Origin of the sequence: Bacteroides sp. 224 (genome assembly GCF_010500995.1) — a bacterium.
GTDB lineage: Bacteria > Bacteroidota > Bacteroidia > Bacteroidales > Bacteroidaceae > Bacteroides.
Genome location: NZ_QVMK01000025.1, coordinates 1 through 24,057 on the forward strand (window position 1 = coordinate 1; position 24,057 = coordinate 24,057).

The 24,057-nt window shown below is 38.2% G+C and carries 18 protein-coding genes and 2 tRNA genes; 12 read left to right on the forward strand and 8 right to left on the reverse strand.

Annotated features, from left to right (window positions below; translation table 11 throughout):
- The first annotated feature begins 207 nt into the window (after positions 1-207).
- From D0T60_RS11910 to D0T60_RS11930, 5 genes are all read left to right on the forward strand, one after another.
- On the forward strand, positions 208-831 hold the full coding sequence (locus D0T60_RS11910; protein ID WP_163218387.1) for a hypothetical protein: 624 nt from the start codon (positions 208-210) through the stop codon (positions 829-831).
- Positions 832-963: 132 nt separating this feature from the next.
- Positions 964-3,060: a KamA family radical SAM protein gene (locus D0T60_RS11915; RefSeq protein WP_163218388.1), complete on the forward strand. Its 2,097-nt coding sequence runs from the start codon at positions 964-966 to the stop codon at positions 3,058-3,060.
- Between the two features lie 11 nt (positions 3,061-3,071).
- Positions 3,072-3,656, forward strand: a complete 585-nt coding sequence (locus tag D0T60_RS11920) for a uracil-DNA glycosylase family protein (RefSeq protein ID WP_163218389.1) — start codon at positions 3,072-3,074, stop codon at positions 3,654-3,656.
- An 86-nt stretch (positions 3,657-3,742) separates the two neighbouring features.
- Positions 3,743-3,815, forward strand: a tRNA-Trp gene (locus tag D0T60_RS11925).
- Positions 3,816-3,847: 32 nt separating this feature from the next.
- Positions 3,848-4,204, forward strand: a complete 357-nt coding sequence (locus tag D0T60_RS11930; protein WP_163218390.1) for a YbaN family protein — start codon at positions 3,848-3,850, stop codon at positions 4,202-4,204.
- 148 nt (positions 4,205-4,352) lie between these two features.
- Here the strand turns inward: D0T60_RS11930 and D0T60_RS11935 are convergent, their stop codons facing one another.
- Together D0T60_RS11935 and D0T60_RS11940 are read right to left on the reverse strand one after the other, a co-directional pair.
- Entirely contained in the window at positions 4,353-5,792 is a 1,440-nt protein-coding gene (locus tag D0T60_RS11935) for a tagaturonate reductase (protein ID WP_163218391.1), read from the reverse strand.
- A gap of 17 nt (positions 5,793-5,809) precedes the next feature.
- On the reverse strand, positions 5,810-6,871 hold the full coding sequence (locus tag D0T60_RS11940; RefSeq protein ID WP_163218392.1) for a LacI family DNA-binding transcriptional regulator: 1,062 nt from the start codon (positions 6,869-6,871) through the stop codon (positions 5,810-5,812).
- A 224-nt stretch (positions 6,872-7,095) separates the two neighbouring features.
- Between D0T60_RS11940 and uxaC the strand changes: the two genes are divergently transcribed.
- The 4 genes from uxaC (at position 7,096) to D0T60_RS11960 (ending at position 11,001) form a co-directional block, all read left to right on the forward strand.
- A complete protein-coding gene (uxaC, locus tag D0T60_RS11945; protein ID WP_163218393.1) occupies positions 7,096-8,502 on the forward strand; it encodes a glucuronate isomerase in 1,407 nt (468 codons plus the stop codon).
- Between the two features lie 112 nt (positions 8,503-8,614).
- Positions 8,615-10,009, forward strand: coding sequence for a peptide MFS transporter (locus tag D0T60_RS11950; RefSeq protein ID WP_163218394.1), 1,395 nt, complete (start codon positions 8,615-8,617; stop codon positions 10,007-10,009).
- Complete coding sequence (locus D0T60_RS11955) at positions 10,000-10,839, forward strand: MBL fold metallo-hydrolase (RefSeq protein WP_163218395.1); 840 nt, start codon at positions 10,000-10,002, stop codon at positions 10,837-10,839. Before D0T60_RS11950 ends, D0T60_RS11955 begins: the two co-directional genes overlap by 10 nt.
- Before the next feature lie 86 nt (positions 10,840-10,925).
- Positions 10,926-11,001 (forward strand) — tRNA-Lys (locus D0T60_RS11960).
- Between the two features lie 231 nt (positions 11,002-11,232).
- On the opposite strand, the gene D0T60_RS11965 is transcribed toward D0T60_RS11960, so the two are convergent.
- The 5 genes from D0T60_RS11965 to ppdK all read right to left on the reverse strand — a co-directional run bounded on the left by D0T60_RS11965 (position 11,233) and on the right by ppdK (position 19,420).
- Positions 11,233-12,999, reverse strand: coding sequence for an ABC transporter ATP-binding protein (locus D0T60_RS11965; protein WP_163218396.1), 1,767 nt, complete (start codon positions 12,997-12,999; stop codon positions 11,233-11,235).
- 6 nt (positions 13,000-13,005) lie between these two features.
- Positions 13,006-14,730 (reverse strand): ABC transporter ATP-binding protein, encoded by a 1,725-nt coding sequence (locus D0T60_RS11970; protein WP_163218397.1) that lies wholly within the window; start codon positions 14,728-14,730, stop codon positions 13,006-13,008.
- Positions 14,731-14,734: 4 nt separating this feature from the next.
- The gene (locus D0T60_RS11975; protein WP_163218398.1) at positions 14,735-15,778 is read right to left on the reverse strand and encodes a L,D-transpeptidase; all 1,044 of its coding nucleotides are present in this window, start codon (positions 15,776-15,778) and stop codon (positions 14,735-14,737) included.
- A 178-nt stretch (positions 15,779-15,956) separates the two neighbouring features.
- The gene (locus tag D0T60_RS11980) at positions 15,957-16,454 is read right to left on the reverse strand and encodes an outer membrane beta-barrel protein (RefSeq protein WP_163218399.1); all 498 of its coding nucleotides are present in this window, start codon (positions 16,452-16,454) and stop codon (positions 15,957-15,959) included.
- 245 nt (positions 16,455-16,699) lie between these two features.
- Positions 16,700-19,420, reverse strand: a complete 2,721-nt coding sequence (gene ppdK / locus D0T60_RS11985) for a pyruvate, phosphate dikinase (RefSeq protein ID WP_163218400.1) — start codon at positions 19,418-19,420, stop codon at positions 16,700-16,702.
- Between the two features lie 191 nt (positions 19,421-19,611).
- Between ppdK and rlmD the strand changes: the two genes are divergently transcribed.
- Positions 19,612-21,030: a 23S rRNA (uracil(1939)-C(5))-methyltransferase RlmD gene (rlmD, locus tag D0T60_RS11990; protein WP_163218401.1), complete on the forward strand. Its 1,419-nt coding sequence runs from the start codon at positions 19,612-19,614 to the stop codon at positions 21,028-21,030.
- Between the two features lie 4 nt (positions 21,031-21,034).
- Positions 21,035-21,976 (forward strand): RluA family pseudouridine synthase, encoded by a 942-nt coding sequence (locus D0T60_RS11995; RefSeq protein ID WP_163218402.1) that lies wholly within the window; start codon positions 21,035-21,037, stop codon positions 21,974-21,976.
- Between the two features lie 69 nt (positions 21,977-22,045).
- On the opposite strand, the gene D0T60_RS12000 is transcribed toward D0T60_RS11995, so the two are convergent.
- On the reverse strand, positions 22,046-22,906 hold the full coding sequence (locus D0T60_RS12000) for a CPBP family intramembrane glutamic endopeptidase (RefSeq protein ID WP_163218403.1): 861 nt from the start codon (positions 22,904-22,906) through the stop codon (positions 22,046-22,048).
- Positions 22,907-23,009: 103 nt separating this feature from the next.
- Here D0T60_RS12000 and D0T60_RS12005 point away from each other — a divergent pair, with 103 nt between their 5' ends.
- A complete protein-coding gene (locus D0T60_RS12005) occupies positions 23,010-24,056 on the forward strand; it encodes a leucine-rich repeat protein (protein WP_163218404.1) in 1,047 nt (348 codons plus the stop codon).
- Position 24,057 lies beyond the last annotated feature (1 nt).

The window sequence follows — 24,057 nt, forward strand, 5'->3', positions numbered from 1 at the left end:
ATCTCACGAATCCGAAAATGAAAAGCGTGAGCATCGTTGGACTTCTTTTCTTTCATTGGTTGAGTCGTTAAAGAGTCAACCATATCTACAAAAAGACAGCTTGCCCTAAACTTCTTCATGAAGCTGAGTATGAATAATCCGGGTTAAAGCTAATATTTCTTTTTATTTTTGTATTTTTGCGCTGATTCTAAAAAAACATCAAGAACTATGAGTATATTTTCAAAGCTTTTCGGAAAAAAGAATGATGACGATCAAAAGAATGTAGAAGACTTTGCCTCTCTTACACGTGTTTACTTTCAATCCGTGATTGCTTCTAATCTGGGAATTACCAACATCAATATGGTACCTGACGTAGCCAACTTCAAACGCGTATTCAAAGTACCTACCCAGGGAGGAAAATTAGGTTTGGGCGAAAAATCGCGTGCTAAGAAAATGCTCATGCAAGATTATGAAATCAGCGAAAACTTCTTCAAGGAAATAGATTCTTCCATCAAAAAGAACTGTAAAAAGCAGCAGGATGTACAACCATACCTGTATGTTTATCAGGCATTCTCCAATGATTTAATGATGTTATTGGGAAATTTGATGCAATGGAAATTCCGTCTTCCCGGTCGATTCAAGAAAACGATGTATGGCTTAACCGAGAAAACAATTCATGACATTGTAACCAAAACAGTGTGGAAGAAAGATGAAGTACACAAAACCGCCACTGATGTTCGTAAATACAAAGAACGTTTGGGATTCTCTGAACAATGGATGACGGAATATGCTTATCATATTATTATGTTGGCTAAAAAAGAATCCGGAAAGAAGAAAACAGCCGAAGAATAATTCTGTTAGCGAATAGGAAAAAATCCTAAAGAAATTCACATAACACCGAAGCGGGAGACCTTTTCTCCCGCTTTTTTGTTATATTTATATGATCCCACCTTATTTAATTAACAATTAAAACAACATTTTTACATGAAACAAAAGAAGATACTCACCTTCAATTTCAATCAATTACGCCAGTTATTTAAACAAGATTTACCCGATCTTTTTTCGATTGCTTTGAAAAGCGAAAACGATTCGGAATTTAAAGATTACTTGCTTACATACCTGGACGGGATGGAAAGAAAAGAAGCCAATGAGCAGATTCGACTCCTGATTGATTATTCCGGCAAAGAGATCTATGAGCTCTCTACCGAACAAACCATGAAAGTACAAACACTGTCTCTGCTTTGGCAATTCTTAACCGGTCATCTTCCGGAAGAAGTTACCGGCACCGATCTGTTTATTGATCTCTATTATCAATTTCAAAGGTTGTATTTTCCGGATATACCCAAGCCATCTGCCCAGCGCATTAAAACCCGCACAGAAAGATGGCCTACGGGAATGGACGAAGATGTCATACAATTGCGTGAACAAAACAAAGAACGAATGATTCAATTACTGATTACAAAAATTGAAGCACGCAAAGGTTCACAATCTCGCTATCAATTTCCGGAATCGGCCTCCTATGAAGAAAAATACAACCTGGTAAGCAACTGGTGGAATAATTTTCGTTTCCACTTATCCATGGCCATTAAAGGCCCCAATGAACTAAATCGCTTTCTGGGCGAATCATTATCGGCAAATACCATGCAAGTTCTTACCAAAGCGAAGAAGAAAGGAATTCCATTCTTTGTAACTCCCTACTACCTCTCTTTACTGAACACAACCAAAGAAGGGTATAATGACGAAGCCATCAGAAACTACATTCTTTATTCGCCCGAATTAGTGGATACTTATGGCAATATACATGCTTGGGAAAAAGAAGATGTAGTAGAAGAAGGGAAACCCAATGCTGCTGGCTGGTTACTCCCCGATGGACACAACATCCATCGCCGCTACCCGGAAGTAGCGATTCTAATCCCCGACACTATGGGACGTGCTTGTGGAGGGTTATGTGCCTCTTGTCAACGTATGTACGACTTCCAAAGCGAACGTCTTAATTTTGAGTTGGAAACGCTTGCTCCCAAAGAATCCTGGGAAAAGAAACTGCGCCGACTCATGAATTATTTCGAAGAAGATACTCAACTAAGAGATATACTCATCACAGGTGGAGATGCCTTGATGAGCCAAAATAAAACCTTGAAAAACATTCTTGATGCCGTATACCGGATGGCGCAGCGCAAACGTCAAAAAAACTGGGATCGGCCCGAAGGAGAAAAATATGCAGAGCTACAACGAGTACGCCTTGGTTCTCGCCTGTTGGCTTATCTGCCTATGCGTATTAACGATGAGTTAGTAAATATTCTGCGAGAATTTAAGGAGAATGCTTCTGCCATCGGAGTGAAACAGTTTGTTATCCAGACACATTTTCAAACGCCATTAGAAATCACTCCGCAAGCCCGTGAAGCTATTAATAAGATTCTCTCTGCCGGATGGACAATAACTAACCAACTGGTATATACGGTTGCCGCCTCCCGCCGGGGACATACCAATCGTCTTCGTCAGATGCTTAATAGATTAGGAGTAGTTTGCTATTATACATTCTCCGTAAAAGGGTTTCACGAGAATTATGCCGTATTCACGCCCAATAGCCGTTCATTACAAGAACAGCATGAAGAGAAAATATTTGGGAATCTATCTTATGCACAACAAGAAGAATTGGTTTATCTTCTGGAAAGTGGCGAGTATATTGCAGAACGTATCCTGCGATTCATGAAAAGATATCATCTCCCCTTTTTAGCTACCGACCGCAGCGTACTTAATTTGCCCGGAATAGGAAAAAGCATGAGTTTCACCACCATCGGGCTTACCAAAAATGGAAAAAGGATTCTAAAATTCGATCATGATAATACCCGAAAGCACAGTCCTATTATTAATCAAATGGACAATGTCTACATTGTAGAAAACAAATCCATAGCCTCTTACCTTCGTCAATTAGAACAAATGGGAGAAGATGCCGATGACTATAATACAATTTGGTTCTACACCGAGGGAAAAACCGAACCCAGATTTCGCATTTATGAATATCCTAATTTTCGTTTCAAAACCACCGAAGAGTTTAGTAATTTGGGCGTCGACATCAAATAACCAAGCAACCAATGAATATTATCCCTATTGAAACACATCCGCTTGAGCCATTCATGCCCATGAATGCTCTAGTGTTGATGCTGGGTAGTTTTCCTCCCCAAAAGAAGCGCTGGTGTATGGAATTCTACTACCCGAACTTTAACAATGATATGTGGCGAATTATGGGCACCATTTTCTTTGCTGATAAAGAATACTTTCTGACTGATGCCAAAAAAGCTTTTTGCAAAGAACGGATTATTGAATTTGCCAACAAAAAGGGCATTGCCTTGTTCGATACTGCCACCGAGATACGCAGGCTGCAAGATAATGCTTCCGATAAATTTCTGGAAATAATCAAGCCTACGGATATTAAAGCTATGCTCAGGCAACTACCCGCATGTAAGGCAATCGTTACCACAGGTCAAAAAGCCACCGATACTCTTTTAGAACAATTCGATATCAAAGAACCCAAAGTGGGAGGATTTGCTGAGTTTATGTTTGAAAGGCGACTGCTTAAATTATACCGAATGCCCTCTTCTTCTCGGGCGTATCCTTTAAAGTTAGAGGAGAAAGCGGCTGTTTATCAGGGGATGTTTGAGGATATAGGGTTATTCTAAGAATAAATACGAAACATTCTCTTCAGGAAAAAACAGCAAAGGTATTTGGTTATATCAAATAATAAACTACCTTTGCAACCGCAAACACGGGAGTAGCTCAGTTGGTAGAGCACTGGTCTCCAAAACCAGGTGTCGGGAGTTCGAGCCTCTCCTCCCGTGCGGATGCAAAGTTTAGGATTCTAATCTTTCACATGAAAATTTTATATATCATTTTAGGCTCTATTTCTTTAGGATTAGGAATTCTTGGTATCTTTCTACCGTTACTACCCACTACCCCTTTTTTATTACTCACAGCGGCACTTTATTGCAAATCATCCGATCGTTTATATAATTGGTTGCTGAATCATAAATATTTAGGATCTTATATCCGGAATTTCAGAGAAAACAAAGCAATCCCACTAAAAGCCAAGATACTTTCGATCTGTTTAATGTGGGGCACCATGCTTTACTGTATCTTCTTTGTGGTTCCTTTGCTTCCTGTTAAGATTCTACTTTTTATTATTGCCGTAGGAGTAACTTATCATATCCTATCTTTCAAAACGCTATAACAACTTCTGTGTATCTTCGTTTGATATACTAAAAAGGGAATCAAAACTCTAATTGTTCTTATCATTTACAATCTACTCAAAGAACAACCAGACTTTTGACTCCCCACAAATACTATATTAAAATTCCATCAAATAAATGCTAATAACTTTAAATAATAGCTTTTACAATTTCAAGCATTCCTTTTTCTTGAATTGAATTAAGATCAGCCACAATTGCATCTGTCAACCCTGGAATCTTATTCAAATCTTCGCCCCAAATAAATTCTGCTGCAAGAACACCTTTAGCTACTTTCTCTGTATCACCAGTTGCCCAAAGGTCTTTCAATAAGCTCATTATTTCAGGTGCATCGTTAGGAATGATTTCAGCACCATCTTTACGCACTCCACCTTTATAATAAGTAATAATAGCTGCTAATCCCAGAACCAATCCTTTAGGAAGTTTGCCTTTACGCTCTAAATAAGTTTTCAATCCCGGAAGATCACGGGTTTCGTATTTAGGGAATGAGTTTAGCATAATACTTGTTACGGCATGATCTACGAATGGATTATTAAAACGTTCCAATACATCTTCGCCAAACTTTTGCAATTCATCTTTAGGTAAGTTCAAGGTTTCCATCAGTTCATCAAACATAACCATATTAATGTACTTACCTACTACTGAATCCTGACAAGCATCGCGTACAATATTAATACCCGAAAGGAAAGCTACAGGAGATAAAACAGTATGAGGACCATTCAATAAAGTTACTTTACGTTCATGGTAAGGAGCCTCAGATGGCACAAAGAGTACATTCAATCCGGCTTTATCTGCTGGAAACTCATTAGCCACTTCTTGAGGAGCTTCGATCACCCACAAATGGAAGATTTCAGCCTGAACAACCAAGTTATCATCATATTGTAGCTTCTCTTTAATCTCTGCAATATCTTTACGTGGGAATCCCGGAACAATACGGTCTACCAATGTAGCATATACAGCACAAGCTTCCTCAAACCAGGTTTTAAATTCTTCACCTAAATTCCAAAGATCAATATATTGATAAATCGTTTCTTTTAGTTTATGACCATTCAGAAAGATCAACTCACAAGGGAAAATAATAAGCCCTTTAGTTTTATCTCCATTAAATGTTTTAAAGCGGTGATATAATAATTGAGTTAATTTTCCCGGATAAGAAGATGCTGGAGCATCATCTAATTTACACGAAGGATCGAAGGAAATACCTGCTTCCGTAGTATTGGATATAACAAAACGCATTTCAGGTTGTTCTGCCAATTTCATGAACTCAGCATGTTGCGAATATGGATTTAATGAACGACTAATAACATCAATCAAAGTTAAATCATTCACCACTTTACCTTTGTCAAGCCCTTGAAGGTTTACATGATAGAGATTATCCTGAGCATTCAACATATCTACCATTCCTTTTTCAATAGGCTGAACCACCACTACGCTGCTGTTGAAATTTGCCTTCTCATTCATATTGTAGATAATCCAATCCACAAATGCACGTAAAAAGTTACCTTCACCAAATTGAATAACACGTTCCGGGTACGTGTTTACCTGAGCTGTTTTTCTGTTTAATTCTTTCATTTTTAAATGATATTTGATTATTCTAATTCGAAATAGTAATCTATATTTTCTTTCATTAATATATCTATCGGCATATATTTGATGGGATCGACCTCCTTTTTAAATACCACATAATCACATAAGGCTTTCACGCCATAGTATCCCTGCAGAGCAGGACGTTGCCCTATCAAATATTTTATTTCTCCGGACTTTAACAGCTCTACATTCTTTTTAAGCAAGTCATATCCTACCAAACTTTTCAGGGTATTTCCGGATTCCTTCAAATAACTTCCTATATAATGGGCACGTGAATTAAAAACAACACCAAGCTTCACCTTTGGGTGTTGCTGAAAGAAGCGATCCAGAGAAATTCGATCTTCTTCAGGTTTATCTTTATTGAAAACGACATCATGAATGGTTACCTTATCACATTGCTCAGTCAGAAAATTAACAAAACCTTCCATGCGTCGCTGCATTTGAACTTCAGCAGGATTATCTTTATTGTTATTCAGGAAGAGTACGATCTCCTGATCTTTCTCATAATCACTCATTAATATTTTTCCGGCAATATATCCGCTCATATATGAATTTTGACCGATATACATTAATGCTTTGGTATCCAAGAAGTTATGATCAATGAAAATATAGGGAGTTTTCTTTTTATCAAGAATCCTTGTCAGCTCAATGGTAATTTCTTCAAAGATTGGAGCCAGAAGAATTGCGTCTGTCTTTATCTCTCTCAATTCTTCGCAAACTTTTCGATAAGAGGCTTCATCGCTATGCTTATATTGCACAAAGTCTATATTTACATTGAATGGTTGCAATTCTTTGGCTGCTTTTTCTATGCCGGTAGCAATGGTATACCAATAGTCATTCTCTATATAATAAGGTATAGCACAAACAAAGGAATATTTCTTTTTGGCCGCCAAACCAATAGCAAACATATTAGGCTTATAGTCGATTTCTTTAAGCACTTTTTTCACTTTTTCCATGCTCTCTTGAGACACATCGCCCCGATTATGCAATACACGATCTACTGTGCCGATAGAAACCCCGGCCATTTCAGCTATGTCTTTGATTCTATAACTTTTGGATTTCATGGTACTTTTTTATGTATTTACTCTTGAAACATCGAAGCGTTAAATATCATAAATCTTCGGGGCAAATATACGAATTATTTTGGTACTACAAGTAAAATATTTATTTTTGTGTTCGATAACGGTTAATAAAACATAAAGAACTTATTAACCTATTCCATTAATAATCAGCATTATATATCTTTAAAGTCAAAAGTAATAATTTTGTATACCAAAAACACAAGAGAATGAAAAATTTTATGGATGAGAACTTTTTGTTGCAAACCGAGACTGCACAGAAGTTATACCACGAACATGCGGCTAAAATGCCCATTATTGATTATCATTGTCACTTAATTCCACAAATGGTAGCTGATGATCATAAGTTTAAATCCTTAACAGAAGTTTGGTTGGGAGGCGACCATTATAAATGGCGTGCTATGCGTACAAATGGAATTGACGAACGCTTCTGTACAGGTAAAGACACCAGCGATTGGGAGAAGTTTGAAAAGTGGGCAGAAACAGTTCCCTATACCATGAGAAATCCGCTTTATCATTGGACACACCTGGAATTGAAAACTGCTTTCGGTATCAACAAAATTTTAAGTCCTAAAACTGCGCGTGAGATTTTTGACGAATGTAATGAAAAGCTTACTCAGCCCGAATATTCTGCTCGCGGTTTCATGCGTCGTTATAAAGTGGAGGTTGTTTGTACAACTGATGATCCTATTGATTCACTGGAATATCATATTAAAACCCGCGAAAGTGGTTTTGAGGTAAAAATGCTTCCTACATGGCGTCCGGACAAAGCTATGGCTGTAGAAGTACCAGCTGATTTCCGTGCTTATGTTGAAAAACTGGCAGAAGTAAGTGGTATATCCATCTCTACATTTGATGATATGATTGCTGCTCTTCGCAAACGTCATGACTTCTTTGCAGAACAAGGTTGTAAATTATCCGACCACGGTATTGAAGAGTTTTATGCTGAAGATTATACAGAAGCTGAAATTAAAGCAATCTTCAATAAAGTATATGGTGGCACTGAATTAAGTAAAGAAGAAATTCTGAAATTCAAATCAGCCATGTTAGTTGTATTTGGTGAGATGGATTGGGAAAAAGGTTGGACTCAACAATTCCACTATGGTGCCATCCGTAATAACAACAGCAAAATGTTTAAGCTGCTTGGTGCCGACACCGGATTCGACTCTATTGGAGAATTCACCACAGCCAAAGCAATGTCTAAATTCTTAGACCGTTTGAACTCACAGGATAAATTGACTAAAACAATTCTGTATAATCTGAACCCATGCGCCAATGAAGTAATTGCTACCATGCTTGGAAACTTCCAGGATGGAACAATTGCCGGTAAGATTCAATTCGGTTCAGGCTGGTGGTTCCTTGATCAGAAAGATGGTATGGAAAAACAAATGAATGCACTGTCTGTACTTGGTTTATTAAGCCGTTTTGTAGGTATGCTAACGGATTCTCGTTCTTTCCTTTCTTATCCCCGTCATGAATATTTCCGTCGTACTTTATGTAATCTTGTAGGACGTGATGTAGAGAATGGCGAACTTCCTGCTTCAGAAATGGATAGAATTAACCAAATGATCGAAGATATCAGCTACAACAACGCTAAAAAATTCTTTGAGTTTTAACAATCTGACATAGATTTAATCGTCTTTAAAGGAATACTTTCTATGAGAGTATTCCTTTTTTCATTAATTTTGCACACCTAATTACATTTTTATAATTATACTAGCTAAATCGATGAACAATCCTACGCAAACTGCGCCCAAAGGGTTCCCAAAAGCCTTTTGGGTCAGTAATACAGTTGAACTGTTTGAACGTATGGCATATTATGCCATATTTATTGTATTAACCATCTATCTCTCTACCATTTTAGGCTTCAGTGATTTTGAGGCCAGCATGATTTCCGGTCTTTTCTCTGGTGCTCTTTATCTCCTCCCGATATTCACAGGTGCATACGCCGATAAAATAGGATTTCGTAAATCCATGCTTATTGCTTTTTCGTTACTTACCATCGGATATATAGGTCTCGGTATTTTTCCAAATTTGCTTGAATCAAGTGGTCTGGTTACTTATGGTGAAAAAACAGTCTTCTCCGGTATACAAGAGAGTTCACAAAGATGGATCATTGTTCCTATTTTGCTTACTATTGTTGTAGGAGGTTCTTTCATCAAATCTGTAATCTCAGCTTCTGTTGCCAAAGAAACAACTGAAGCAACTCGTGCTCGTGGATATTCCATATTCTATATGATGGTTAACATTGGTGCTTTTACCGGTAAAACCCTCATTGATCCTTTAAGAGGAGTTGTTGGCGAAGAAGCCTATATTTACATTAATTTCTTCTCGGCAACCATGACTCTTATAGCCTTACTGGCAGTTTATTTCCTTTATAAATCTGCCCACACAGCAGGACAAGGTAAAAGCATGAAAGACATTTCGGCCGGATTTGTGCGAATTTTATCTAATTGGCGTTTATTACTACTGATACTCATCGTTACCGGTTTTTGGATGGTGCAACAGCAACTATATGCAACTATGCCTAAATATGTGATTCGCATGGCCGGAGAAACAGCCAAGCCAGGTTGGATTGCCAATGTTAACCCCCTGATAGTGGTTTGTTGTGTTAGCTTTATAACTCGTCTGATGTCTAAAAAAAGCGCTATCACTTCTATGAATATAGGTATGTTTCTTATTCCAATCTCAGCTTTGCTAATGGCATGTGGAAACTTATTCAATAATGAAATTATCTCGGGATTGAGCAATATTACTTTAATGATGGTAGCAGGAATCATAGTACAGGCATTAGCAGAGTGCTTTATTTCTCCCCGCTATTTAGAATATTTTTCGCTCCAAGCGCCTAAAGGAGAAGAAGGTTTATATTTGGGATTTAGTCATCTACACTCTTTTTTATCCTCCATTTTGGGTTTTGGATTGGCAGGATGGTTATTAACTAAATATTGTCCGGACCCCATTTTATTCGAAACTCATGAAGCATGGGCAGAAGCAAGCGTCCATGCACATTATATTTGGTATTATTTTGCAGCTATTGGTCTTATAGCAGCTTTTGCTTTACTGATATTTGCACAGGTCACCAAAGCTATTGACAAAAAGAAGAATCTTAACGTATGCAATTAAATATAGATTATCCGGAAGAGGAATCCTCAAAAATAAAATTTCTAAGTCTTGCAAGTGGTAGCAGTGGAAACTGCTACTACTTAGGTTACAAAGATTACGGCATATTAATAGATGCCGGGATTGGGATTCGCACTATCAAAAGAACGCTCAAGGAATTCAATATACCCATGAGTTCTATTTGTGGAGTTTTTGTTACCCATGATCATGCAGACCACATTAAGGCTGTGGGACATTTGGGAGAAAAGCTACATATACCCATTTATACCACTCAACGAATCCATGAGGGCATTAATCGAAGCTATTGTATGACCGAGAAATTGTATACATGCGTAAAATATATCGAGAAACAGCAACCTATACAACTTAAAGATTTCCGAATAGAAGCCTTCGAAGTTCCTCACGATGGCACTGATAATGTAGGGTACTGTATTGAAATAGCAAATAAAACCTTCTCTTTCTTGACCGACTTAGGCGAAATCACAGAATTAGCAGCTCAATATATTATAAAAGCAAATTATTTAATCATAGAAGCCAATTATGACGATGAAATGCTGAAAATGGGACCTTACCCTGCTCACTTAAAACAAAGAATATCCGGACGAACCGGACACCTCAGCAACAAAGTTACCGCAGATTTCTTAGCAGAGAACATAACAGCAGACTTAAAACACATTTGGTTATGCCATTTAAGTAAAGACAACAATCACCCTGAACTTGCTTATAAAACAGTAGAATTTAAACTTAGGAGCAAAGGTATTATTCCCGGCAAAGACATTCAACTGCTTGCTTTAAAGCGAAGTACTCCTTCTGATTTATATGAATTCGATTAAATCGCACATTTTCTTTATAAAAAACTAATCATTCATTTGGCTGTATAAAACAAATCTGTTAAATTTGCACTCGCAAACAAGAAAATGCACTCTTAGCTCAGCTGGTAGAGCAATTGACTCTTAATCAATGGGTCCAGGGTTCGAGTCCCTGAGGGTGTACCAAGAGGTAATCTGATAAAGGTTACCTCTTTTTTTGTTTAAAATTTGCAACCCTGAACCTATTTTTGCCACGGCCGTAACAGAATTTAGGCACGGCCGTAACAAGATTTTGCTGCGGCCGCAACAAGATTTCTCCACGGCCGTGACAAAACGTTGCCGCGGCCGTGGCAAAACCCGGCATAAGAAATTTCAAAAATGGAGTTATTGAGAGGTATAACGATAAGCATTCAATCCCTACTTAAACTGCTCCTGATACAACGAATAATACTTCCCTTTCATTTCCAAAAGTTCCTGATGAGTGCCATATTCAATAATGCGACCTTCATCGAGCACTAATATTTTATGAGCATTTTTTACGGTGGAAAGACGATGGGCAATAATTAAACTTGTACGTCCTTCCATCAACTTATCAAGACCCTTTTGGATAAGAATTTCACTACGAGTATCAATATTACTGGTTGCTTCATCCAAAAGGAGGATGGGAGGATCTGCAATGGCAGCCCGGGCAATATTCAATAATTGTCGTTGACCTTGACTAAGGCTCGCTCCATCATTTTCTAATATAGTATCGTATCCCTTTGGTAAACGTTTAATAAAAGAGTGTGCGGCTGTAAGCTTGGCAGCCTCTATTACTTCTTCATCGGTGGCATTCAGACGTCCAAAGCGGATATTCTCACGAACGGTGCCGGTAAAAAGATGCGTATCTTGTAATACAATAGCCATAGATTGGCGTAGATTATCCCGTTTTATATCTTGAATGGATTGACCATCTATGGTTATCTCGCCCGATTGGATATCGAAGAATCTGGGTAGCATGTTCAGTATGGTGGTCTTTCCTGCGCCTGTAGCTCCGACTAATGCAATCTTGCAACCTGCTTTTACCTGAAAAGAGATACCTTTTAAAATAATCTTTTCCGGTTTATATCCAAAATAGACATCTTTCATTTCCACATCTCCATGAATATGAGGTAAGTCTACGGCATGAGGTGTATCAACAGGTTCGGGGGCTTCATCAATCACGCTAAAAATACGCTCTGCTCCTGCAATAGCAGCCTGAATACTGTTGTATAGACTGGCCAATTCATTAATAGGACGTCCGAATTGTCGCGAATATTGTAGGAATGCAGCTAATCCTCCCACATCAAATCCTCTGTAGATGGCTAACAGAGCACCAACTATGGTGATAATGACATAGTTTAATGTATTGAGATTTTGCATTAAAGGCATCATTAAACCGGAAAAGAATTGCGCTTTTTGCGACTTTCCTTTCAGGTCTTGGTTCATTTCATCAAAATCGGCTTCTACTTTCTTTTCGTGCCCAAACACCTTTATTACCTTTTGTCCACTGATCATTTCTTCAATATACCCATTTAAGCCCCCTAAAGATTCCTGTTGAGCTTTAAAGTACTTTCTACTTCTACTTACAATTGTTTTTGCACTCAAAAACATCAACGGTACAGTAACAAGTGTAACCAAGGTAAGTATGGGACTAATGTATAGCATTAAAGAAAAAATACCAATCAGCATTAAAGCACTGGAAAGCATATCTGATAAACTATCAGTCAGCGCATCGCTAATCCGGTCTATGTCATTTGTATAGCGACTCATCAAATCTCCGTGCTGATGGGTATCAAAATATTTGAGGGGAAGTCTCTCCATCTTTTTGAATAAGTCGGCACGCATACGCATAACTGTTCGCTGCCCGATTACGTTCAACAACCTATATTGAATCCAGACTGCGACTACTCCCACTAAATAGATGCCCAATAATACTAAAAGTACATGTACCAACCCAGAAAAATTTCCGGGAAGAATATAATCGTTGATAATAGGGCGGATCATATAAGACCCCAACAGATTGACTATTATACTAATAACAATCAAAAAGCCAATTACAAACAATAGCTTACGTTCACGAGCTACATAAGTTACCATTCGAAGAAAAGTCTTTTTTCCTTCCTTGGGTTTGCCTGTATGTTTAAAATGATCTCCGTGCGCCATTGTTCTTTAAAATACAATTTGTTGAGAGTTATATATTTCCTGGTAAACAACCGAGTTCTCCAATAGTTCGGCAGGTGTTCCTATGGCATTTATTTCTCCATCTTCCAATACGATGACTTTATCTGCCGATTGCATGGTGTTGATACGCTGCGTTATTATAAATACTGTGGTATTATTCAATAACTTATGTAGATTGTTTCGAATCTTCATTTCAGTTTCCGTATCCACAGCGCTGGTGCTATCGTCTAATATCAGAATTTGGGGCTTACGCAATAAGGCACGAGCAATACAAATGCGTTGCTTTTGTCCGCCGGAAACGTTCACTCCTCCCCTTCCCAGCATGGTATTATAACCTTCAGGAAAAGACATTATAAATTCATGAGCCTGCGCTGCAATACAAGCTTCTTCTACTTCTGCCAGAGTAGCATCTTCCTTTCCCCATCGCAGGTTTTCCATTATGGTGCCTGTAAACAGTTCATTTTTCTGCAACACCATACCAATTCGGACATGAAGTTCATCCAGGTGATAAGATTTCACAGAAATTCCATCTATCAGAATCTCGCCCGAAGTAACATCATATAAGCGAGGTATCAATTGCACCAAAGAGCTTTTTGCCGAACCGGTTGCTCCCACTATTGCGATGGTTTCTCCCGGTTTTACTTCAAAATTGATATTGCGCAATACATCTGTTTCTCCACTCGGATATCGAAATGATACGTTTTTAAATACAACTTCTCCTCTCGTCACCCTATACTTATCTTGCAAACCTTCCGGAGTATTTACTAAGGAAGGATTAGCATTAAGTACCTCCAAAATACGTTCGGATGATGCAGAAGCACGAGCCAGATTCATAAAAATCATGGACAACATCATTAGAGCCATCAACACCTGCGAAAGGTAATTCACAAAAGATATCAATTCTCCGACTTTCAGTTCACCCTCCATCACTTTAAAACCGCCAATCCAAAGAATAGCAACGATAGATACATTCAGAACGAGTTGCATTACCGGAAAAATAGAAGCAACAATGTTTGATGCATGAATAACCATATCGCGCAGCTCTCCACTGCTCTTCTCGAACTTATCTGCTTCAAAATCTTCGCGAACAAAAGATTTAACGACACGAATGTTTATCAGGTTCTCCCGTACTACTTCATTTAATTGATCTACTTTCTGCTGCACTTTCAGAAAAAAAGGAAATCCTTTTCGCAAGATAAAAAAGACACTTACTCCTAATACCGGAATAGCAATCAATAATATTAAAGCCAGATCTGTATTAATGGTTATCACAAAGAAAAGAGCCATAACAAGCATTAAAGGAGAGCGAAGCATCATTCGCATAGACATTAATATAATCTGCTGAATCTTGGATATATCATTTGTTAAGCGGGTTATAAGAGAAGCCGAACTAAAATGGTCTATATCGAAAAAGGATAATTGTTGAATCTTATCAAAAAGGGCAGTGCGCAAATCCGTCCCGAACCCGATAGAAGCTTTGGAAGAAACATACACATTAATAACGGAAACTGTTAATCCGGCAATGGAGATCAAAACCATATAAATTCCCGTTTCCGTAACCACAGAAAGATCGCGCTGCATTACACCATCATCAACTATTTTTGCCATAAACATAGGCTGAATGGTTTCACACAACACCGCGACCAAAACCAGGATAGGACTAAGTATCAGGCTTGTCTTATAGTTTTTGAGAATTTGCCAGTATTTCTTCATTTATCTACTCAATCACAACAACCAACGACTTTTCAAGAAGTGCCCAATCATACACAAACTTAGCATGCGAAGAAGCATTTCTTACACACATGTGCGAACGGGGAATGGTTCCAAGCGTTCGGCTATATTCTATAATACTTCCTTGCGGATTAGTGGTGGGTACTCCATGTATATATCCTCCATTCGTAAAACGGCTTGCCCAAGGGGCATATCCGGCAATGGTGGTAGTACCATCTACATAATAATACATTTTTGCTTTCTTTTCCTGTATTACAAAGATACCAAGTGGGGTATCGTGTGCATAAGGTGGGCGGTACTTCCCGGTAGTAGAAGGATTCATACTACGAACAAGCCAAGTATCATTGTTTTTCTCTAAAGTAGTAATGTTTTGGTTGTGCCTATCTACAAATACTAAATGTTCAAAACAGATGGTATCTATTATATGAACATATTTACGAGGGATTATAAAATCACCCGGCACATATATGGTTTGTGCACCAATGAATTCGCTACTATCATTGCTATAAGTAAGTTTAACCAATTCGCCATCTTGCCCATAACGCACAGGAGTTACCGAATCATAAGGTAAAAACAAGGGGGTTCCTTGAAAGCGTTCTATTCCAAAAGAGTCGGCCACATTCTTGTATGCATTCCTACTCCAGTTGTGTACTAAAGGAGCTTCTCCGTTTTTGTTTCTCCGGTTTTTAAGTATTCCCCAAGGTTGTGGGCCTTCGCGCTGAACGTTTTCTATTTGGGCCATTATCTCTCGAATCTTATCCCATTGAAAAGTGCGAGTAGTGTCTTTATAAGGGTAAGTATCTTCTAAAGTATATTGTTCGTAAGTTAGTTCTTTGGTTATTTTTATGTCGGCAGGAAGTATTTCTTTTATTTGGGGTTCTTCTTCTACCACAATTTCTGTTTCAACAGAGTCAATACTCGCCTCTCTTACTTCTTTGTTATTTCTATCTACAGAATCTTTTGAGGAACAAGAAGGTAAAGTAAGTAATCCTACTAATAGAATTATAGAGGCAATTCTTTTTATGTGCATATTTATGTATCTATTTCAGTTTGTGAATGTAACAAAAGCAAAGGCAATTAAGTTTGCAAATATAGGATATTAAATCGGATTTTCAGAAGAGATACTTCATCCGTAATTAGATAGAAAAGAAAAATCCCCCTCTATCTCTAAGATAGAGAGGGAAATTTATAAGGGGTCTGTTATTTCATTAGAAATTAACAAAGAAACCGAAAGTGATGTTGTTTGTTAAATCCAATCCAAATCCATTTTCCATAAACTCATAATCATCACTGTATCCTACAAATCCGAATTTGCTTACTAGGCTGAATTTATCAGTTAATTTGATAGCTAAACCAGGTTTCAAACCAATGTTAAACCCATCTTCTCCATCTTTAACAGTAGAGAAACCAAATCCACCATCAACAAACAAACTTACAATACCTTTGTTGAAATAAGAATAACGAGCATAAGGAGCTACAAAATATATATCCTTTTTAATTCCTGCTACTTTTGAATGATCATAGCCAAGTTCAATACCTAAAGCCCACTTATCATCTAAAGTATATCCTACTTCAGGAACAATTCTAAAAGAAGTTTTGTCAGCATCATCATTATCCCAAAAACCTAAGCTACCACCAGCATAAACTTGTGCATTAGCTGCTACAGCAGCACATACTACGAATAAAAACATTACAATCTTTTTCATAACTTTCTTCTAATTTTAAGTTAATAATTTAGTTATTTTAAGCCGTTGCAAATGTATGCGGGAGTTTTGAATTATCCAACTATTAAGCTTTCGAAAATTAAAAAAAACGAATAAAACAGTAATTAAGAATAGCAAAAACAGCACGTATCGCATTAACAATAAATAAGTTAAGGGATTTCCCTAAATTAATTAAGAAAATCCCTTCACATTTTAAATTACACCTTATTATATTATATATAGCAAGATTATTGTTCCAATACAGCTTGCGCCGCAGCCAAACGAGCGATTGGCACGCGATAAGGAGAACAGCTCACGTAGTTCAAGCCTACACTATTGCAGAACTTCACAGATGAAGGCTCACCACCATGCTCACCACAAATACCACATTTTAAGTCCGGACGAACTGCACGACCTTTTTCTGCAGCCATACGCACCAACTGTCCTACTCCCTTTTGATCTAATACCTGGAATGGATCGAACTTCAGGATCTTCTTTTCAAGATAAACAGGCAAGAACGAAGCGATGTCATCACGAGAGTATCCGAAAGTCATTTGGGTCAAGTCGTTTGTACCGAAAGAGAAGAACTCAGCGGCAGAAGCAATACGATCGGCTGTAAGAGCAGCACGAGGAATCTCAATCATTGTTCCTACTTTAAAGTCTATCTTATCGCCTTTTTCCTCAAATAATTGAGCAGCTGTGGCACGAATCACTTTTTCTTGTTCAAGGAATTCATAAAGGATACCGGTTAATGGAACCATGATTTCAGGAACCGCTGTAACACCTTTCTTCTTCAAATTCAGAGCAGCGCCTAAGATAGCACGTGTTTGCATCTCTGTGATTTCAGGATAGGTATTACCCAAACGAGCACCACGGTGTCCAAGCATTGGGTTTTGTTCGTGAAGAGCATCAACACGTTGCTTAATCACTTTCACATCTACGCCCATAGCATCAGCCATTTCCTGCTGTCCTTTATCATCATGAGGAACGAACTCATGCAAAGGAGGATCGAGCAAACGAACTGTTACAGGAAGTCCGTTCATAGCTTCGAATATACCTTCAAAGTCAGCTTGTTGGTAAGGAAGAATCTTAGCTAAAGCTTCTTTGCGACCTTCTGCATTTTCTGCAAGGATCATTTCGCGCATCGCTTTGATCTTTTCACCTTCAAAGAACATGTGTTCTGTACGGCAAAGTCCGATACCTTGAGCACCAAATTTACGAGCTACCAATGCATCATTCGGAGTATCTGCATTAGTACGCACAGCCATACGTGTATATTTATCTGAAAGATTCATGATTTCAGCGAAATCCTCATCCAGTTCAGCCTCTTTAGTAGGAACTTTACCATCAAAGATATCTCCGGTAGAACCGTTTAATGAGATATAATCTCCTTCTTTCAGCGTTTGTCCATCCACCTCAATAGTTTTAGTGGCATAATCTATCTTTAAAGCACCGGCACCAGACACACAGCATTTACCCATACCACGCGCTACTACCGCAGCATGTGATGTCATACCGCCACGGGCAGTAAGAATACCTTGTGCAGCAGCCATACCTGCTAAATCTTCGGGAGAAGTTTCAATACGAACCATGATTACATCTTCGCCTTTCTTTGCCCATTCAGCAGCATCGTCGGCACTAAACACGATTCTTCCTGTTGCAGCACCCGGAGAAGCAGCCAAACCTTTAGCAATTACTTTTGCTTTTTTCAATGCTTCTTTGTCAAACACAGGGTGAAGAAGTTCGTCTAATCTGTTGGCGTCGATACGAAGAAGAGCTGTTTTCTCATCAATCATACCTTGACGAAGCATATCCATTGCTATTTTAATCATAGCAGCACCAGTACGTTTACCGCTACGAGTTTGCAACATCCATAATTTACCTTCCTGAACGGTGAATTCCATATCTTGCATATCACAATAGTGATCTTCCAATTTGGTTTGAATGGTATCCAGTTCTTTATAGATTTCGGGCATTGCTTCTTCCATAGATGGATATTTAGCTTTACGTTCTTCTTCAGAAACGCCTGCTAATTCTGCCCAACGTTGAGAACCTAATTTGGTAATTTGCTGTGGAGTACGGATTCCCGCTACCACATCTTCTCCTTGTGCATTAATCAGGTATTCACCAATAAACTGGTCTTCGCCGGTGGCAGCATCACGAGAGAAGCATACACCTGTAGCCGAAGTTTCGCCCATGTTTCCAAATACCATAGCTTGCACATTTACAGCAGTACCCCATTCAGCAGGTATTCCTTCCATTTTGCGATAAAGGATGGCGCGATCATTCATCCATGAATCAAATACAGAGCAGATGGCACCCCAAAGTTGTTCGTAAGCCGATTCGGGGAAGTCTTTACCTGTTTGTTTTTTCACTGCAGCCTTAAATTTAGCTACCAGTTCTTTCAGGTCGTCTACTGTTAAATCTGTATCCAGTTCAACACCTTTGGCTTCTTTTACTTCTTCAATTATTTCTTCGAACGGATCGATATCATTTTTGTTAACCGGCTTCATACCTAAAACCACATCGCCATACATTTGCACAAAACGACGGTAAGAATCCCAAGCAAAACGTGCATTGCCGGTTTTGCGAATCAAACCTTCTACTACTGCATCATTCAGCCCTAAGTTCAGGATAGTATCCATCATACCCGGCATAGATGCACGAGCGCCCGAACGTACAGAAACAAGTAGTGGATTCTCAATATCTCCGAATTTGGAGTTCATCAGTTTCTCAACAGCGACAATGGCTTGCTCCACTTCATTTTTCAATAAAGCAACCACTTTATCCTTACCTATCTCGTAGTATTCTGTGCAAACGTCTGTAGTGATTGTAAACCCGGGAGGAACGGGTACACCGATTAGATTCATTTCCGCTAAGTTTGCTCCTTTTCCACCGAGCAAATTTTTCATGTCAGCCTTACCTTCTGCTTGTCCATTTCCGAAGGTATAAACTCTCTTTTTGTCCATAAGTTTTAGTTTAAAGTTGGATAATAAGTCTCATTATTGAACGCAAAAATAGTGATATTATCTATATTGGGAAATTTTAGAACCTTTAAATTGCTATTTAAACATTACAAAATTTATTCTTTAATAGATATACTTCTTTTTATCACAGAAATGCCTACTTTTGCACCATTAATTAATAGACTGGCGTAAAAGTGGCAAGAAAGAAAAAAGAGCTCCCCTTATTGGAGAAGGTGACTATCATAGATATAGCAGCCGAAGGAAAGGCAATAGCAAAAGTAGACGATCTGGTAGTTTTTGTTCCTTATGTAGTTCCCGGAGATATCGTTGACTTACAAGTAAAAAGAAAGAAAAATAAATACGCTGAAGCCGAAGCTGTGTACTTCCATGAATATTCGCCCGTACGAGCTGTCCCTTTTTGCCGACATTACGGTATCTGCGGAGGATGCAAATGGCAGGTACTCCCCTACCAAGAGCAAATAAAATATAAGCAAAAGCAGGTAACAGACAACCTTACCAGAATCGGGAAAATAGAACTACCCGAAATCTCTCCTATATTAGGATCTGAAAAAACAGAATTCTATCGTAATAAACTGGAATTTACGTTCTCAAATAAACGTTGGCTTACCAACGAAGAGGTAAAGCAGCATGTGGTATATGACCAAATGAATGCTGTAGGCTTTCATATACCCGGGGCATTCGATAAGGTATTGGCTATTGAGGAGTGTCACCTGCAAGATGATATATCGAATAGGATACGAAATGCGGTTCGTGATTATGCATATAAACACAACTATCGTTTCTACGATATACGCCAACAGGAAGGAATGTTGCGCAATATGATTGTTCGTACATCTACTACAGGAGAATTGATGGTTATCATGATCTGCCAAATAGTAGAAGAAGAGGAAATGGCATTGTTTAAGCAACTGCTACAGTATATGGCCGACACCTTCCCCGAAATCACCTCCTTATTATATGTAGTTAATAATAAGCGGAACGATACAATTACCGATCTTGATGTACATGTATTTAAAGGAAACGATCATATTTTCGAAGAAATGGAAGGTCTGCGCTTTAAGATAGGACCAAAATCATTCTACCAAACAAATTCCGAGCAAGCATACAATTTATATAAGGTAACCCGAAACTTTGCCGGATTAACCGGAAAAGAATTGGTTTATGACCTTTATACAGGTACCGGTACCATTGCCAACTTTGTTGCCAAACAAGCCAAACAGGTTATCGGTATAGAATATGTGCCCGAAGCCATAGAAGATGCGAAGGTAAATGCCGAAATAAATAAAATCGACAACACACTCTTCTTTGCCGGAGATATGAAAGACCTGTTAACACAGGAATTTATCAACCAATACGGTCGCCCCGATGTGATCATTACTGACCCTCCCCGCGCAGGTATGCACCAGGATGTAATAGACGTTATTCTTTTTGCAGAACCCGAACGCATTGTATATGTAAGCTGCAACCCGGCCACACAAGCCAGAGATTTAGCTTTATTGGATGAAAAGTATAAAGTAACAGCCGTACAACCAGTGGATATGTTCCCACATACACACCATGTGGAAAATGTTGTTCTTCTTAATCGTAGATAAAAACATGGCTAAACAAAATAATAAAGAAAAAAAGGGTAAACCTGTAGCAAGGGCTGTAGCTAAGTTCGAAACATTTACAGTAAAAGAGCCGGCTGAATTATTGGAGTTTTTGATGAAAGCCAAAGACGGAATCAGCCGGAATGCTGCGAAGTCTTTTCTTTCTAAACGACAGATATATGTGGATCATGTAATTACCACTCAATATAACTTCCCTTTAAAATCGGGAATGAAAGTTCAAATCAACAAAGAAGGCAAAAAAGAATTTCAAAGTAATCAGATTAAGATACTTTATGAAGATGCTTATTTATTAGTAGTAGATAAAAAAGAAGGCATATTAACTACCACAGGCAAACAAAAAGAGCGCAGCGCACATTCTATTCTCGAAGAATATGTGCAACGCTCCGGAAAGCAACGTCGTGTGTACGCTGTACACCACATGGATAGAGAAGTTTCGGGAATCCTTATTTTTGCCAAAGACGAAAAAACCAAGATAACTCTCCAGGATAATTGGAATAAAACCATAAAGAGATATCAATATGTGGCTATATTATCCGGCGAAACGGAAAAAGACAATGGAGTGGTAACTTCATGGCTTCTGGATGGACGACTTTATTTCTCTCATTCTCCCCTATCTAACAACGATGGGAATAAAGCTGTTACCTATTACAAAACAATCAAACGAGCCAACGACTTCTCAATGGTAGAGTTAGATTTGAGTGAAAGTAAGAAAAATCAGGCGCGGGCACACATGCATGAACTAAAACATCCGATTGTAGGCGATGAAAAATTTGAAAGCGAATCCAATCCTATCAAACGCTTGGCACTGCACGCATTCAGACTTCATTTCCATCATCCCGTTACCGGTGATTTGATGAAGTTTGAAACTCCCTATCCGGTTGTATTCAGAAAACTGGTGCAGAAAGAAGCTGCATCACAAACAAAATAAGTAAACAATCCAAAAATCATTTTAAGTACATGCGTATAGTCTCCAAACTTGACGCATGTACTCAAACAACTACCTACTTTCGTAATATCTTACAATCAATACTGAGCTTATAATTAGCAGTATAGAGCAAATAATAGATCCTTCAAAACCGAAGCTACCACCATTCAACAAATTATTCTCTGATAAACGCAAAGTAAACAAAGAAGGAAAAAGCTTGCCACCGCTCACTTCATATCCCAACACAGAGCCCTGAATCCAATTCCAAGCTGTATGCAACATGATGGGAAACCATAAATTGTGTGTGTACATAAAGGAAGCACCCAACATAATACCAGCCAAAAACAGATTTAAAAGAGAGAAGAATGTTAAATTCGCATTGAAAATATGAAGTAACGAGAAAAGAAGCGAAGCAACAATCAAAGCTGCAAATTTATTCATTTTAGTCATTAAGATGCCTTGCACATAGCCACGCACAAGAACTTCTTCGGCAGAAGCTGCAATAAAATAAACGATAAAGCTTCCGATTAAGGAAACGAAATCCCAACGAACCGCAGCGACTTCCAACACTCCCAAAGCAAGAGATACGGTAAACCCTATTGCGTACAGAACAGCAGCAAAGATAACTCCCACCAAACAATCCTTCCTTCTCCCCTTTATACTAAACCCTAATTCGGAAACTGGTCGACCATTGATATATTTCATAAAAAGAATAGCACATACTACAGCAGAAAACAACATCACCAACCAGGATACAAAATATGTAATCAACAATGAAAGAGTTGAGTGATTGGCTGGCAGAAGTTTCAAAAACAAGCTCGAAAATATAGAGAGCACAGCTACCAAAGAATATGTTATGATAATATATAAAGGAACAGATAACCACACAGGTATCAAACACTTCGCGGATAAAAAGTTTGAGTTACGCTCCATTGTCTAATTGTTAATTAAATAACAAAAATAGAGATAAAAGCTGAAAAGCTGTGCTGGTTTTTAGTCTATTTGCATATATTTGTTCCACATTACTAAATTACTTATGAAAACAAAACAACTATTTATAGCTGGCCTGTTATTAATGGCCACAACAGCGAATGCGCAAAAAGTAAGCAAAAGCATCTTTGTAGATAAAGCAGGTACATTAATCAGTAATCTGACAGAAAAAGAAGCTAAAACAGTTACGCACCTTACCATTACAGGAAGAATCAACGCGATTGATTTCAAAAATATGCGTAATGATTTTGAGCATCTTGAATTTCTTGATATTTCCAATGCCGAAATCAGAACTTACGCAGGAAGAGGTGGTACTTATCCGGGCGAGAAGCTTTATGTATACCCCCAAAATTGTGTACCGGCGTATGCTTTCTGTTTTGTTATGGAAAAAGATACGATAGGAAAAAACACTTTAAAAGAGGTTTTCTTATCAGAGAAAATCAAGAACATAGACGATGGAGCTTTCAAAGGCTGCAAGAATCTATATGCTTGTAGAATAAACAAGAAAACTCCTCCCAACCTTCTAAAAGGTGCTTTAACAGACAGTATCACTGCTATTTTTATTCCGGCAGGAAGTATCGACGAATATCGTTATAAAAAGAATTGGGAAAACTTTGCTTTTGTAGAAAATAAGCCTATAACAGCTTTTATTCAAATTGGAGCAGCAGGAAGCCTGAAGGAAGAAATCCAAAATGCCGGTTTAGAGCCTAAAGAAATAAATTTCCTGACCATAGAAGGTAAATTAGATCCGGAAGATTTTAAACTAATCAGTAACTATATGGGGAATTTGGTAGATATTAATATCTACAACACCAATACGGCTGTTCTGCCAGACTTCACATTTGCACAGAAGAAGAATTTATTAAGAGTTAAACTCCCCAAAGGTTTAAAATCAATAGGGCAACGTGCGTTTAGTGGATGTACTCGTTTAAGCGGAGCTTTGGAATTACCGGAAACCGTAACCAATATTGAATACGGAGCATTTATGGGTTGTGATAACCTAAAACAGGTAATAGTTACCGGAGGTAACCTTACCGGTTTAGGAAATAATATATTTGGAGATGAAAGCAGTAAACTAATCTATTCAAAATAGA

Bases quoted from the DNA above. Each gene is read 5' to 3' on its own strand.
- D0T60_RS12000 (WP_163218403.1), bottom strand. From the start codon at position 22,906: ATGGAGCGTAACTCAAACTTTTTATCCGCGAAGTGTTTGATACCTGTG.
- ppdK (WP_163218400.1), bottom strand. From the start codon at position 19,420: ATGGACAAAAAGAGAGTTTATACCTTCGGAAATGGACAAGCAGAAGGT.
- D0T60_RS11980 (WP_163218399.1), bottom strand. From the start codon at position 16,454: ATGAAAAAGATTGTAATGTTTTTATTCGTAGTATGTGCTGCTGTAGCA.
- D0T60_RS11920 (WP_163218389.1), top strand. From the start codon at position 3,072: ATGAATATTATCCCTATTGAAACACATCCGCTTGAGCCATTCATGCCC.
- D0T60_RS11975 (WP_163218398.1), bottom strand. From the start codon at position 15,778: ATGCACATAAAAAGAATTGCCTCTATAATTCTATTAGTAGGATTACTT.
- D0T60_RS11935 (WP_163218391.1), bottom strand. From the start codon at position 5,792: ATGAAAGAATTAAACAGAAAAACAGCTCAGGTAAACACGTACCCGGAA.
- D0T60_RS11940 (WP_163218392.1), bottom strand. From the start codon at position 6,871: ATGAAATCCAAAAGTTATAGAATCAAAGACATAGCTGAAATGGCCGGG.
- D0T60_RS11995 (WP_163218402.1), top strand. From the start codon at position 21,035: ATGGCTAAACAAAATAATAAAGAAAAAAAGGGTAAACCTGTAGCAAGG.
- D0T60_RS11965 (WP_163218396.1), bottom strand. From the start codon at position 12,999: ATGGCGCACGGAGATCATTTTAAACATACAGGCAAACCCAAGGAAGGA.
- D0T60_RS11915 (WP_163218388.1), top strand. From the start codon at position 964: ATGAAACAAAAGAAGATACTCACCTTCAATTTCAATCAATTACGCCAG.
- D0T60_RS11955 (WP_163218395.1), top strand. From the start codon at position 10,000: ATGCAATTAAATATAGATTATCCGGAAGAGGAATCCTCAAAAATAAAA.
- D0T60_RS12005 (WP_163218404.1), top strand. From the start codon at position 23,010: ATGAAAACAAAACAACTATTTATAGCTGGCCTGTTATTAATGGCCACA.
- D0T60_RS11930 (WP_163218390.1), top strand. From the start codon at position 3,848: ATGAAAATTTTATATATCATTTTAGGCTCTATTTCTTTAGGATTAGGA.
- uxaC (WP_163218393.1), top strand. From the start codon at position 7,096: ATGAAAAATTTTATGGATGAGAACTTTTTGTTGCAAACCGAGACTGCA.
- D0T60_RS11950 (WP_163218394.1), top strand. From the start codon at position 8,615: ATGAACAATCCTACGCAAACTGCGCCCAAAGGGTTCCCAAAAGCCTTT.
- D0T60_RS11910 (WP_163218387.1), top strand. From the start codon at position 208: ATGAGTATATTTTCAAAGCTTTTCGGAAAAAAGAATGATGACGATCAA.
- D0T60_RS11970 (WP_163218397.1), bottom strand. From the start codon at position 14,730: ATGAAGAAATACTGGCAAATTCTCAAAAACTATAAGACAAGCCTGATA.